We start from the raw sequence: 12,339 nt of genomic DNA on the forward strand, positions 1-12,339 counted from the left end.
GTGCCGACGCTGCGCCCCGCGCCGATCACTGCTTTCTGCAAGCCACCTGATAATCGATCACGGTGTTCGCCGATGGCACGTCCGGCTCGCCGCCGGCCGTGGTCACACCGAGCACGCCGGCCGCGTTCCGATACCGCAGCGCGCAATATCCCATGCCGGTGCCCGAGCACGCTTCGGCTTCGATGATCCCGTGTTTCGCAAGCGTGGCCGCGCCGTCCATCGGGTCCGGCTTCTCGTGCGGGCGCAGCGGCTGCCAGCCACGCGCGATCAGGATCTTGCGCGCCGCGTCGAGCGGTTTGCCGTACACGTTGGGCACGACGGCACGGCCGTGGCAGAACGTGCGCTCGGCGGCGACGGCGGTCAGCCGCAAGCCGCCCTGTTCGTCGCGCAGCTCGCCGACGGGTGCCGACGGGCCATCGCCGCCCCAGACCAGCAGCGCGCCGCTTTCCAGTGGTTCCACCGAGCCCAGCTGCCAGCCGGCCGAGCGTGCCGTATAGCCGAGCGCGACGAGCGTCGTGCCGTCGAAGACGCCGACATTCGCATTGCGCGCATAACAGATCGCGCTCGTCCCTGGCTTGAAACCGCTCGCGAACGTGACAACCGTGTAGCGGCCGAGCGGCGCTTCCGACGTGACGATCCAGCCGAGCTTCGCGACGTCGCGGCCGGCCGCGCTTGCGGTCTTCGCACGATATTGCGCACAGAACGCGTCGAGCGTGCCGTTCTCCGGCGAGCGCGGCAACGCGCCGAGCGGAACCAGCGACGCGCCGGCGATATCGGAAGCCGTGCGCAGCGAGTCGGCGAACGCCGCGCCGCCAAGCACGACGCCCGCGACGGCGGCGATCGATGCGGCGACGCGGGAAAACCGCAGGGCCGTCATGCGATGCATGGGAATGGATGCGGGGAAGGAGCGGGCATCGACCGTTTGCGCGCGTGCCCGTTGCCGCGCATTCAGGCCTTCGCGATCACGTCGATCCGCAGCGCGTCGCCGCCGTCGACGATCGCCAGCAGGCGATCGACGTTCGGGTGTGCGCCCGGGCGGTTACGCGCGTCGGCGGTGTGCTCGGCGAACACGGCCAGACCGTGCTCGGCGGCCTTCGCGTCCAGTGTGCCGAATGCCTGCTTCAGGTAGTTGTACACCGCGAGCGAGCCCTGCTTGCCCGGCTGGTTCTCGATGCTGGCGACCACGTCGCCGTTCGCGGCGACGAGATCGATGCGCGCGATTCCGTCGATGGCCGGCAATTGCGCGAGGTTGTCCTTGAATACGTGGGTCGGTTGAATCACTGAAACACTCCGTCGGTTCGGTCATGGGTCGATCGGCCCGTATCTTATCCGATCGACATGCCCGCTTCGCGCGCGCGATCGATGTCGGGGCTGCGATAGGCGCGCTCCTGAATCTCGGCGAGGCGTGACGCATGCACCTGATGCGGCGCGAGGCCATAGAACTTCTGAAAGCTCATGATCAGCGGCGACCACTTGTCCGGATCGATATGGTCCGCACGGCCGTCCATCAGCAGGTCCGGATGGACGTGAACGCGCTGGATCCGCACCTCGAACACGCGGATGTGGCCGCGCAGGTCCGGTGCATCGTCGCCCATGCCGTGCGTGGCGGCGAGCACCGCTTCCAGATGCACCGGACATTCGAGCGCACGCGGCGGCGCGATGGTCTGCGACGCCGTTTCGGTGAGCCCCGCGGTGCCGAACTTGTCCGGTTCGTACACGTAGCCGCGTGCCTGCTTCGACGCGGGCACCGGATGCGTGCCCGTCGTGCGCGCGATGCGATCGACCGAATGCGCCTGCGCGGCCGACGGCAGGTTCAACACGCATTCGCCGATGCGCATCAGGTTGTGCGTGGTCTGCGAGCTGGCGGCGAGCCCGAGCATGCAGCGCCAGCCGAGCCAGAACGCGGACGACATCGGCGCGAGATTGGCCGTGCCGTCCGGATTCAGCGTGCTGATCAGCACGACGGGCGTGCCGAAATAGAGGATGTTGGGTTCGGTGACGCGATGCGGAGCGTTCATGGTCGGTCCTTCGTTGACGGGATCGGTTCCCATGCTGATCGCATCGTGTCCGTGCGGCGCTCCGATTCTTGTCATGTCATTCGAGTGACGCGGCGCGCACGGCCGCGTGCACGGTCCGCCCGCCGCCGGCATCGCGCGTGCTTTTCCGCTAGAGTAGGAAATCGAAGGCAGCACGTGCCGCCACGCCGGCACGCGGCGGCCATGTTCCACCGTTCCACCATTGCACACGAGGGCCCGATGGACATCGAGCAACGCTACACCGCCAACGCGCCGACGCGCGCGGAAGTCGACGCACTGGCCGGTGCGACCGTCATCGAATTCGGCGCGAACTGGTGCGGAATATGCGCGGGCGCGCAGCCCGCGATCGCCGCGTCGTTCTCCGCGCATCCGGGCGTGCGGCACCTGAAGATCGAGGATGGCCCGGGCCGGCCGCTCGGCCGTTCGTTCGGCGTGAAGCTGTGGCCGACGCTGGTATTCCTGCGCGACGGGGTCGAAGTCGCGCGCGTCGTGCGCCCGACCGATGCCGCGCAGATCGATGCCGACGGCTTCGCCGCGCTCGCCTGAGGTCGTCATGCAACAGGCCATCACGCATATCGGCGTCGAAGCGCGCGGCAGCGGCCTCGTCGAGTTCACGCCGCAAGTGCGCGCGTTCGTCGACCAGCAGGCGATCCGCACCGGGCTGCTGACCGTGTTCTGCCGTCATACGTCCGCGTCGCTGCTGATCCAGGAGAACGCGGATCCTTCCGTGCAGCGCGATCTCGAACGGTACTTCGCGACGCTCGCACCCGAGGACGACACGCGCTACGAGCACGACACCGAAGGGCCCGACGACATGCCGGCGCATCTGCGCACGGCGCTGACGCAAGTGCAGCTGTCGATCCCGGTCGAGCATGGACGCATGGTGCTCGGCACCTGGCAGGGCATCTATCTGTTCGAACATCGCCGCGCCGCGCATCGGCGCGACATCGTGCTGCATTTGATCGGCGAATAAGCGCGAACGCGCGACGGGCGGGCACAACGCCTGCCCGTCGTGCATCGCGGCCACGCTCAGGCGAGCAGCTTCTCGACGAGCGCGCCGAGTTCGCGCAGGTGAACGGGCTTCGGCAGGAATTCGTCGAACACGCGCTGGTTCTCGCGCAGCGCTGCCGATTCGTATGCGCTGACACCGAGAATCGACGGAAACCTTCCGTCGTCGTCGGGTTGCGCGACCGTCCGGATGCGGCGCGCGACTTCGAAGCCGCTCAGGTCCGGCAGTTCGAGATCGAGCACGACGAGGTCGTAATGGGTGTCGCGGAAACGGGCGACGCCCTCCTGCCCGGTGCCGCACAGATCGGCATCGAGGCCGAGCGCCGACAGCATCGCGCCGAGCGTTTCGCGTGCGTTGTCGTTGTCGTCCACCACGAGCGCACGGCGATTGCGATGCTCGGCGGCGGCCGGCCACGCGGGCGTGTCGCCGGTCGTTTCGGCGGCATCCGGCACCTCGGCCGGCAGCGTCACGACGAACTCGCTGCCTTCGCCGACGACGCTTCGCACGTCCACGTGGCCGCGCAGCGTCGTCACGATCTCGCGCACGACCGCGAGGCCCATCCCGATTCCGTCCACATGCAGGCCGACTGCATCGTTCGCGCGGTAGAACGGCTCGAAGATCTTCGGCAGATGTTGCTTTGCGATACCGGCGCCCGTATCCCGCACGGCGAGTTTCAGTTGCCGGCCGGCCGGTGCGTCGACGAGCATGACCGATACGTCGATCGATCCGTCGACGGTGTATTTCACCGAATTCTCGATCAGGTTCGACAGCACCTGACGCAACAGCTTGCGATCGGAGCGGATCGCGAGGTCGCGCGGCTCGACGCGCTGCGCGACGACGATCCGCTTGGCCGCGATCTTCTCGCGCAGCGGATCGAGCACCTCGGCGAGCAGCGACGCCATGCCGACCGTTTCGGTTTCGGCGAGGCGCTTGGTCGAGCGCAGCTTGATGTAATCGGTCAGATCCTTGACCAGCGCTTCGAGCGACGACGCGGAATTCTGCAGCCGCCGGATCGTCTTCAGGTTCGCGTCGGACTGCGGCCGCGCGAGCAGGATCTCGATCGAACCGCAGATCGCCTGCAGCGGCGTGCGCAGTTCATGACTGACCATTCCGAGGAACGCATTCTTCGCCTCGATCATCTCGAATGCGCGATCGGATGCCTTGCGCTCCGCGTCGAGCGCCGCGTTCTGCCGCTCGAGCAGGTCGTCGCGCGTGCGCATCGTATAGAACAGCAGCAGGAACAGCGCGCACAGGATCACGCCGAGAATGATGCCGAGCGCCAGGATCGCGCGCTGTTTTTCCTTCAGCTGATGGAACGTGAAGTCGCGTTGCGCCATCTCGATCGCGCGGAAATAGTTCGCGAGGCCGTTGACCTTCGGCCAGTACGCGCCGACGTCGTCGAGCACGTGCGGGGCATTCTGCGGCGCGTCGCGCAGCAGCGGCACGTCGTGCTTCAGGCGTGCCATGAATGCGCCGAGCACCGCGATTTCGGCGCGCGCGCGCGGGATGCGCAGCCAGTATTCGGACACCTCCGACGGCCGCTGCAGGAACCCGAACGATACCGACAGGCTGTCGAGCTGCATCTGCACGTGATCGAAGTCGTCGTCCACGTGCGTCGAATAGAGGATCAACTGGCGCTCGAAGCGCGTGTAGGCGTTGCGGTATTGCGCGGCCGTCCAGAACACGCCTTCGCGCGGCCCTTCGAGCACGCCCTCGTTGACCGACGTCGCGAGCAGGTCCCACAGCAGGAATGCCCATGCGGCGAATCCCAGGATCCACAACGATCCCAGGATGAGAATGATCTTTCTGTTCTTCCACCGCCCGCGCATCATGTCGCGCGCTTACTTCACGGTCAGGCCGATGATCTGCCATGCGAACTTGGCTTCGCCGAGCGGCGTCTTCAGCTCGTCGGGATACTGGTCGCGCGGATACATGATCCACAGCGGGCCGTAGTTGTCGTTGCCGAGCACCTTGCCGTTCATCGTGCGCGCGAGGATCACGCCGTACTTGTCGGCATCCGACACGGGGATGGTGAACGTGTATTCGTCGATGCAGCGGAACTCGATCTGCGTGCCGTGCGCGTCGACGGCCTTCAGCACGTCGGACAGGCGCGGGCCGGTGAAGGTCGACTTCGGCGTCCAGCTCGTCGACGTGACGATCGTGTGCTGCGGCAGCGCCATCAGCGCCTGCTCGGTAAAGACGAACGTCGTCTTGCCGGGCTGGTTGCTGCGGCCGATCTTGCCGTCGACGGTGAACGTGAACGACGCGGCCCAGCTCGCGGCGGCCATGCCGAGCAGGCCGGCCATGACCAGGCTCTTGATCCAGATGGTCGAAATTCGCATGTGCTTCCCCTTGGTCGTGTTCGTGTGGTGGTCTCAGCTCGCGGCGGCGGCATTGGCGGCCGGCAGCGCGATCTTCAGTTCGCGCGCGACTTCGGCGAACAGAATCGGCAGGCGCACCGGCTTTTCCTCGCAGCGCGCGTTGTAGTGCGACACGATGTGCGCGATCTCATCCTCGCTCGCTTCGCCGGTGGAGATCTTGCCGGTCAGCAGGAAGATCGGCGCGCCGCCGTTCTCGCTCGAGCGGATGCCGCGCACGAGCTCGGCGGCGGTCTGGTCGCCGAGCATCCAGTCGAGGATGTAGCCGTCGAAATCCTCGACTTCCAGCGCCTTGCGGAACGACGCGCCGTCATGGTATGGAATCGCGTTCACGCCTTTTTCGATGAAGTATTCGCACACGGTTTCGGCGACGTCCCGAGAATCGTCGACCACCGCGATCCGCGCCGCGTATACGGTCGGCTGGCTCGAGCGCAGTTCGATGACGTCGACCGGATAGAGGCGGCCTTCGCGCGCGTCGCGGCGTTCGGTGACGATCCATTCGCCCTGCCACTGCAGCGCGACGAAGTCCGTTTCGATCTGGCTGCTGGCCTTCGCCGAGATCGCCGCGCGGCAGCGGAAGCGGCGTGATTCGATCACGAGCGTCGCGTCGATCATCTCGGCGGCGGCCGGCTGCGTGCCCTTGTCGTCGAGCAGGATCGCGGGCGGCACGCCGAAGTGCGTCGCGATGTCCTGCAACTGCGACAGGTTCCACGGGATCAGGCCTTTCATCTTGCGCGTGACGACCGAGAAACTGAGACCGAGCACGTTCGCGATGGTCGTGTTGTGACTGCGCGGCGGAATACCGTTGCGCGTCAGCAGATCGCGCACCTTCGTTGCGGTAATAAGATCGGCATTGGCCTGCTCGCTATTGGGCATCTCGACGGGGTCTCCTGGTTTTAGCGACGAAGAGCATATTCAAAAGTGACGCGATGCGCAAACTTGGAAATCGCGAATCACCTTGACATGCCATTTTTCTCCATTATTATTGCTCACCACGTCACTATTGTTTGCTGCGTCAGGTTTGGAGGCGGGTGTCGACAGCGCTCGGCCCGGCGAAAAGCGGCAGCCAGCACGTGACGGAACGATTCAAAGAGAGAGCCTGAGAGAGCCTTGGACTGCGTGTCGGCGTGGGTGAATTGTATTCGCCTCGCCGCGCGCAAGCCGGGTACGCGCTCGCGGGGCGGGATAGCGCGAAGCAGTGCGGCGCAAATAAAACGTGGGGAAAGTAAAAATGATTCGCCGTTTACTGGCGCCGGGGCTGCTGTTGTTGCTGGCCGCGTGCGCGCAGGATCCGTCCGTCACCGGCAACACGGTACGGATCTGCGATGAAACCGGGTGTTCCGATCGCCCTAAAGATCAGGTCTCCTATCAAAAAAGGGAAGATGCCGACGATCGCGAGGATCCGCGCATCGTTGCGCTGAAGCAAACCGCGAAGACCCAGCCGAAGGCCGCCTACGACCTCGGCCTGCGGTATTTCCGCGGCGACGGCGTGCGGCAGGACAGCTACCAGGCACTCAAGTGGATGCGCGACGCCGCCGAGCGCGGCGACCTGAACGCGCAGAAGGCGCTCGGCAGTTTCTACCTGTTCGGCCTCGAGGAGATGGGCTCCGATCCGCGCGAGGCGGACAAGTGGCTGTCGATCGCCGCGAGCCGCGGCGACAAGGAATCGAAAAAGCTGCTGGAGCTCGCCCGCAAGGCGAAGAAAGAAGACGAAGAAGACTGGAAATGGCGCACGCAATGGCGTGACGTCTATTACGGCTACTGGTACTCGGGCTACCCGTACTACGGCGTCTGGCAACAGACGTACTGGTACTACTGACCGGACCGAAAGCAACGGGGGCAGCCGCGGGGAGACCACCATCGCGCGCCACGCCGGGGGGCTTATCGAAGTTCGCACGAACACATAAGCCGAACAACGACTCTATCGATCGACAACGACATGAAGACCATCCTTTCCCAACGTCTCACTCAAGGTGCGCTGGTTGCAGCGCTTTGCGCGTCCGTTGCCGGCTGCGGCGGCATGGTGACGCCCGGCGGCCAGAACGCCGGCGTCACGGGCGCAGCGGCGGGCGGCACGAGCGCCGGCGCGGATTCGCAACTGCAGCGCTGCACGTCGCCGCTCGGCACGATCGCGGTCGACGACGGCCGCAACGCCGACTGGTGGGGCCCGTTCGGCAGCGCGACCAAGGTGACGAGCATCGACCCGCTGCTGCGCCTGGCCGTGCAGCAATCGAACTGCTTCGTGATCACGTCGATCGGCAACCAGAAGAGCGACGCGCGCCTGTCGCGCATCACGCAGCTGCAGCGCAACTCGGGCGAATACCGTGCGGGTTCCAAGCAGCAGAAGGGCCAGCGCGTCGCGGCCGATTACTACATGGAGCCGCAGATCGTGATCAACGATTCGCCGATCGGCGGTATCGGCAGCATGATCGGCGGGCTGATCGGCAACAGCGCGGTCGCGGCGGTGGCAGGCCATCTGCAGACGAAGGCCTCGGTCGTGACGCTGACGCTGTTCGACGTGCGCTCGGCCGTGCAGATCGCGGCAGCGGAAGGCAGCTCGACGGCGACCAACTACGGCGCGGCGCTGGGCGGCCTGGGCGGCGGTGTGGGCGGCGGTCTCGCCGGCTTCTCGACGACGCCGGAAGGCAAGGCGACCGTCGTCGCGTTCATCGACGCGTGGAACAAGATGGTTGTCGCGCTGCGCAGCTACAAGGCGCAAGATGTCAAGGGCGGCCTCGGCCGCGGCGGTCAGTTGCAGGTCAACTGACGTCCCGGGCCGGCGCTGCATGCCGCCGGCCGGTTTGCGATTCACGGCCGGGTGCGCGTGGGACGTCGTGCGCGCGTATGGTCTCGTTGCCGTGACGCTCGCGGCAAGCGCGCCCGGTTGCGCTGCGCTCACGTGAGCACAGCGCCCGGCCGGCGCGAAGCGGCCGTCCAGTGGAAATCGGCAAGAGGCGTCACACCGGCCGAGGCGGCGCCCGCTTCACGCCTGCCTCGCCGGCGTCTGCCGCACGGGCGAGTTCAACCTTCCCGAAAAATCCCGCTGTACGCGCTCAACGCCGGCACCCCGCCCAGGTGCGCATACAGCACCTTCGACCCCGGCTCGAATTCGCCGCGCCGCACCTTGTCGATCATTCCGTGCATCGATTTTCCTTCGTAGACGGGATCCGTCAGTACACCTTCCAGTCGCGCGCACAGACGAATCGCCTCCAGCGTGCCATCGTTCGGCAGTCCGTATTCCGGCCCGGCATAGCGCGTGTCGAGCACCACGTCCTTCTCGTCGATATCGCGTCCCAGCCCGACCAGCTCGGCCGTGTGCCGGGCGATGCGCGTGATCTGTTCATGCGTGCGCTCCGGCGTTGCCGACGCGTCGATGCCGATCACGCGGTCCGCGCGTCCGTCGGCCGCGAAGCCGACGACCATTCCCGCCTGCGTGCTGCCCGTGACCGAGCAGACCACGATGTAGTCGAACTTGAAGCCGAGTTGCGCTTCCTGCTCGCGCACTTCTTCCGCGAACCCGACGAACCCGACCCCGCCGAGCGGATGCTCGGAACACCCGGCAGGAATCGGATACGGCTTGCCGCCTGCCTGCCGCACGCTCTCCATTGCTTCTTCCCAACTGCGGCGAATGCCGATGTCGAAGCCGTCCGCGACGAGCCGCACGTCGGCGCCCATCATCCGTGACAGCTGGATGTTCCCGACGCGGTCGTACACCGGATCCTCGTAGTTGACCCAGTGCTCCTGCACGAGCACGCACTTCATCCCGAGATGCGCGGCGACGGCCGCGACCTGGCGGGTCTGGTTCGACTGCACGCCGCCAATCGATACGAGCGTGTCGGCACCTTGCGCAAGCGCGTCGGGGACGAGGTATTCGAGCTTGCGCGTCTTGTTGCCGCCGAACGCGAGGCCGCTGTTGCAGTCCTCGCGCTTCGCATACAGCTCGACCTTGCCGCCGAGGTGCGCGCTCAGACGCTTGAGCGGCTGGATCGGGGTCGGGCCGAACGTGAGCGGATAACGGGGGAAACGTTGCATGTTCATCGGCAAGCTCCGAAAGGCGATGGGGGATTCGAAACGGTCGGGTGCGGCAGTCGTGCCGCGTCCCGCTGGAAAAATGATAGGCACGACCGCGCGAAATGAGCTTGCGAAATAAATAACGAAGACCTACGTTATCGATGATATCCCGATCAAATCGATAATTTCGGTTCGCAAAAGGCGCAGGTGACGCAATGAAATTAGATCGCGACAAGGCAGTGCCTGCCGACGCAGCGCCGGTGCTGGACCGCATCGATCGCGCGATCCTGCGGCAGTTGCAGCAGGACGCGTCGATCTCGAACGTGCGCCTCGCCGCGAAGGTGAAGCTCAGCGCGCCGGCGTGCCTGCGGCGCGTCGAACGGTTGAAGGAGACTGGACTGATTCGCGGCATCGTCGCGCTGCTCGACCCGAGGCCGCTCGGTGCCGGGATGCTGGTCGTGATCGGCTTCGTGCTCGATCGTTCGACGCCGGAGGCGTTCGCCGAATTCGAGAAGGCCGCGCGGAAGGTGTCCGGGTGTGTCGAATGTCACGTGGTGACCGGCGAGTTCGACTACTTCATGCTGGTCCGCACGCGCGACAACGAGAGCTTCAACCGCTTGCATGCGGAACAGCTGCTGTACCTGCCCGGCGTGCGGCAGGTGCGCTCGTTCATGGTGCTCAAGGAGATTCTGTCGACGCATGCGCTGCCGGTGTAGCGCATCGCAACGTCGCCGGGCGCGCCGGCTGCGTTGACGGCGTGCGGGGCGACTGAAGAAGCGCGCGCCACTCCGCATGGCCGCGCGTCGTGAAGAAAGCGATCGAATGCCGCGCCCGGCGGCAGCCACGGTGCCGCGCCCGTCCGCCGCCGCCGCGTCGCCGCGCGTGACGCTTGCGTCGTCACGACGCGGCGCGGCGGGATCGCGTATGCTCGTTCCGTCAGCGGCAACGGCGGCTGCCGTGGCCGGATCAATCGTGTGACGACCGATCAACGAGCGAGGGCATGATGGCTAGACAGACGATGGCGGAATACCTGGCGAAGACGCTGGCGGCAGCGGGCATCGAGCGCATCTGGGGCGTGACGGGCGACAGTCTGAACGGGCTGTCGTTCAGCCTGAGCCAGATCGGCTCGATCCGCTGGATGCATACGCGGCACGAGGAGAGCGCGGCGTTCGCCGCCGGCGCGGATGCCGCATCGACCGGGCGGCTCGCGGTCTGCGCGGGCAGCTGCGGCCCCGGCAACCTGCACCTGATCAACGGCCTTTACGACTGTCACCGCAATCACCAGCCGGTGCTCGCGATCGCCGCGCACATTCCATCGACCGAGATCGGCCTCGGCTACTTCCAGGAAACCCACCCGCAGGAACTGTTTCGCGAGTGCAGTCACTTCGCGGAACTCGTGACGAACGCATCGCAGTTTCCGCGCGTGCTTGCGCGCGCGATGCGCACCGCGATCGAGGAACGCGGCGTCGCGGTGATCGTGCTGCCGGGCGACATCGCGCTCGGCGACGGCCCGGAGGAAGCACCCGCGTGGAGCGAATCGGCGCCGCCGTCGATCCTGCCGGCCGACGCCGATCTCGACCGGCTCGCGGCGCTGCTCAACGGCTCCGACGCGGTCACGCTGCTGTGCGGCAGCGGCACGCAGGGCGCGCACGACGAGGTGGTCGCGCTGGCCGACACGCTCGGCGCGCCGGTCGTGCATGCGCTGCGCGGCAAGCAGTTCGTCGAATGGGACAACCCGTTCGACGTCGGTATGACGGGTTTGATCGGCTTCAGCTCGGGCTATCACGCGATGGAATCGTGCGACACGCTGCTGATGCTCGGCACGGACTTCCCGTACCGGCCGTTCTATCCGGCGCATGCGAAGATCGTGCAGATCGACTGGAAAGGCTCGCAGCTCGGCCATCGCGCGCCGCTCGCGCTCGGGCTTGTCGGCACCGTGAAGGAAACGATCGCGGCGCTGTTGCCGCGCCTCACGCGCAAGACCCAGCGGCGCTTCCTCGAGAACGCGCTGAAGCACTATGCGGCCGCGCGCAAGGGTCTCGACGATCTCGCGGTGGCCGAGCCGCCGGGGCGTGCGATTCATCCGCAATATCTGACGAAGATCGTCGACGAAGTCGCGGCCGATGACGCGATCTTCACGGCCGACGTCGGCACGCCGACGCTGTGGGCCGCGCGCTACCTGACGATGAACGGCAAGCGCCAGCTGCACGGCTCGTTCAACCATGGTTCGATGGCGAATGCGATGCCGCAGGCGCTCGGCGCGCAGGGTGCGCATCCGGGGCGGCAGGTCGTGTCGCTGTCGGGCGACGGCGGGCTGTCGATGCTGCTCGGCGATCTGCTGAGCGCGCGCCAGCTCAACCTGCCGATCAAGATCGTCGTCTACAACAACAGCCTGCTCGGCTTCGTGTCGATGGAGCTGAAGGCGGCCGGCTACCTCGACACGAACGTCGATCTGAGCCCGACCGACTTCGCGGCGATCGCGAAGGGCGCGGGGATCTTCAGCGTGCGCGTCGAGCATTCGGAGAATGTCGAGCACGCGCTGCGCACTGCGTTCGCGCACGACGGGCCGGCGCTCGTCGACGTCGTCACGTCGAAGTACGAGCTGGCGATGCCGCCGAAGATCGAGATCGCGCATGCGAAGGGCTTCAGCCTGTTCATGCTGCGCGCGATCCTGAGCGGGCGCGGCGACGAGATCGTCGAGCTGGCGCGCACCAACCTGCGGTGACGCGTCCGGGCCGCGCGAACCGTCAGTGGTCCGACGCATCGCCCGGGCAGCCGTCCGTTCGCGCGCGGCTTCGACGAACAGCCGCGGTGCGGCGGGCGGATGCACGAGCCGCATCGGCCGCGCAATCAGGGACAATCTTCACGTCGCCTTAAGTTTGCATTTCCTAGAATCGATTGACCG

General features: G+C 66.4%; 13 protein-coding genes. 6 read left to right on the forward strand and 7 right to left on the reverse strand.

The window, feature by feature from the left end; all coding sequences use genetic code 11:
• Positions 1–25 precede the first annotated feature (25 nt).
• The 3 genes from HW466_RS07040 to HW466_RS07050 form a co-directional block, all read right to left on the reverse strand.
• On the reverse strand, positions 26–886 hold the full coding sequence (locus HW466_RS07040) for a protein kinase family protein (protein ID WP_151004553.1): 861 nt from the start codon (positions 884–886) through the stop codon (positions 26–28).
• Positions 887–948: 62 nt separating this feature from the next.
• Positions 949–1,281, reverse strand: coding sequence for a DUF2322 family protein (locus HW466_RS07045; protein ID WP_059447572.1), 333 nt, complete (start codon positions 1,279–1,281; stop codon positions 949–951).
• A 44-nt stretch (positions 1,282–1,325) separates the two neighbouring features.
• Positions 1,326–2,018, reverse strand: coding sequence for a flavin reductase family protein (locus HW466_RS07050; protein WP_151004555.1), 693 nt, complete (start codon positions 2,016–2,018; stop codon positions 1,326–1,328).
• 237 nt (positions 2,019–2,255) lie between these two features.
• Here HW466_RS07050 and HW466_RS07055 point away from each other — a divergent pair, with 237 nt between their 5' ends.
• Both HW466_RS07055 and HW466_RS07060 read left to right on the forward strand, forming a co-directional pair.
• The gene (locus HW466_RS07055; protein ID WP_059447574.1) at positions 2,256–2,582 is read left to right on the forward strand and encodes a thioredoxin family protein; all 327 of its coding nucleotides are present in this window, start codon (positions 2,256–2,258) and stop codon (positions 2,580–2,582) included.
• Positions 2,583–2,589: 7 nt separating this feature from the next.
• Positions 2,590–3,009 (forward strand): secondary thiamine-phosphate synthase enzyme YjbQ, encoded by a 420-nt coding sequence (locus HW466_RS07060; protein ID WP_059447640.1) that lies wholly within the window; start codon positions 2,590–2,592, stop codon positions 3,007–3,009.
• Between the two features lie 56 nt (positions 3,010–3,065).
• Here the strand turns inward: HW466_RS07060 and atsR are convergent, their stop codons facing one another.
• From atsR to HW466_RS07075, 3 genes are read right to left on the reverse strand one after another with little or no spacing between them, the layout of a single operon-like run.
• Positions 3,066–4,877, reverse strand: a complete 1,812-nt coding sequence (gene atsR / locus HW466_RS07065; protein WP_151004557.1) for a hybrid sensor histidine kinase/response regulator AtsR — start codon at positions 4,875–4,877, stop codon at positions 3,066–3,068.
• 9 nt (positions 4,878–4,886) lie between these two features.
• Positions 4,887–5,387, reverse strand: coding sequence for a putative pterin-binding protein (locus HW466_RS07070; RefSeq protein WP_059447576.1), 501 nt, complete (start codon positions 5,385–5,387; stop codon positions 4,887–4,889).
• A 33-nt stretch (positions 5,388–5,420) separates the two neighbouring features.
• Positions 5,421–6,299: a response regulator gene (locus HW466_RS07075; RefSeq protein ID WP_059546607.1), complete on the reverse strand. Its 879-nt coding sequence runs from the start codon at positions 6,297–6,299 to the stop codon at positions 5,421–5,423.
• Positions 6,300–6,654: 355 nt separating this feature from the next.
• Here HW466_RS07075 and HW466_RS07080 point away from each other — a divergent pair, with 355 nt between their 5' ends.
• Positions 6,655–7,242: a tetratricopeptide repeat protein gene (locus HW466_RS07080; RefSeq protein WP_059447578.1), complete on the forward strand. Its 588-nt coding sequence runs from the start codon at positions 6,655–6,657 to the stop codon at positions 7,240–7,242.
• Positions 7,243–7,362: 120 nt separating this feature from the next.
• Positions 7,363–8,190 carry a hypothetical protein gene (locus HW466_RS07085; RefSeq protein WP_059447579.1) on the forward strand — a complete coding sequence of 276 codons (828 nt, stop codon included), beginning with the start codon at positions 7,363–7,365 and terminating at the stop codon, positions 8,188–8,190.
• A 254-nt stretch (positions 8,191–8,444) separates the two neighbouring features.
• Here HW466_RS07085 and HW466_RS07090 read toward each other — a convergent pair whose 3' ends face one another.
• A complete protein-coding gene (locus HW466_RS07090) occupies positions 8,445–9,461 on the reverse strand; it encodes a 1-aminocyclopropane-1-carboxylate deaminase (RefSeq protein ID WP_151004559.1) in 1,017 nt (338 codons plus the stop codon).
• Between the two features lie 188 nt (positions 9,462–9,649).
• On the opposite strand from HW466_RS07090, the gene HW466_RS07095 reads away from it, so the two are divergent.
• Positions 9,650–10,150 (forward strand): Lrp/AsnC family transcriptional regulator, encoded by a 501-nt coding sequence (locus HW466_RS07095; protein ID WP_059546603.1) that lies wholly within the window; start codon positions 9,650–9,652, stop codon positions 10,148–10,150.
• A 287-nt stretch (positions 10,151–10,437) separates the two neighbouring features.
• Complete coding sequence (gene poxB / locus HW466_RS07100; protein WP_059546601.1) at positions 10,438–12,159, forward strand: ubiquinone-dependent pyruvate dehydrogenase; 1,722 nt, start codon at positions 10,438–10,440, stop codon at positions 12,157–12,159.
• Positions 12,160–12,339: the final 180 nt, after the last annotated feature.

It is taken from the genome of Burkholderia territorii (genome assembly GCF_902833055.1).
Lineage (GTDB): Bacteria > Pseudomonadota > Gammaproteobacteria > Burkholderiales > Burkholderiaceae > Burkholderia > Burkholderia territorii.

Coding starts and splice junctions, on each gene's coding strand:
- HW466_RS07040 (WP_151004553.1), bottom strand. CDS start 886: ATGCATCGCATGACGGCCCTGCGGTTTTCCCGCGTCGCCGCATCGATC.
- HW466_RS07050 (WP_151004555.1), bottom strand. CDS start 2,018: ATGAACGCTCCGCATCGCGTCACCGAACCCAACATCCTCTATTTCGGC.
- HW466_RS07055 (WP_059447574.1), top strand. CDS start 2,256: ATGGACATCGAGCAACGCTACACCGCCAACGCGCCGACGCGCGCGGAA.
- HW466_RS07060 (WP_059447640.1), top strand. CDS start 2,590: ATGCAACAGGCCATCACGCATATCGGCGTCGAAGCGCGCGGCAGCGGC.
- atsR (WP_151004557.1), bottom strand. CDS start 4,877: ATGATGCGCGGGCGGTGGAAGAACAGAAAGATCATTCTCATCCTGGGA.
- HW466_RS07070 (WP_059447576.1), bottom strand. CDS start 5,387: ATGCGAATTTCGACCATCTGGATCAAGAGCCTGGTCATGGCCGGCCTG.
- HW466_RS07075 (WP_059546607.1), bottom strand. CDS start 6,299: ATGCCCAATAGCGAGCAGGCCAATGCCGATCTTATTACCGCAACGAAG.
- HW466_RS07080 (WP_059447578.1), top strand. CDS start 6,655: ATGATTCGCCGTTTACTGGCGCCGGGGCTGCTGTTGTTGCTGGCCGCG.
- HW466_RS07085 (WP_059447579.1), top strand. CDS start 7,363: ATGAAGACCATCCTTTCCCAACGTCTCACTCAAGGTGCGCTGGTTGCA.
- HW466_RS07090 (WP_151004559.1), bottom strand. CDS start 9,461: ATGAACATGCAACGTTTCCCCCGTTATCCGCTCACGTTCGGCCCGACC.
- HW466_RS07095 (WP_059546603.1), top strand. CDS start 9,650: ATGAAATTAGATCGCGACAAGGCAGTGCCTGCCGACGCAGCGCCGGTG.
- poxB (WP_059546601.1), top strand. CDS start 10,438: ATGGCTAGACAGACGATGGCGGAATACCTGGCGAAGACGCTGGCGGCA.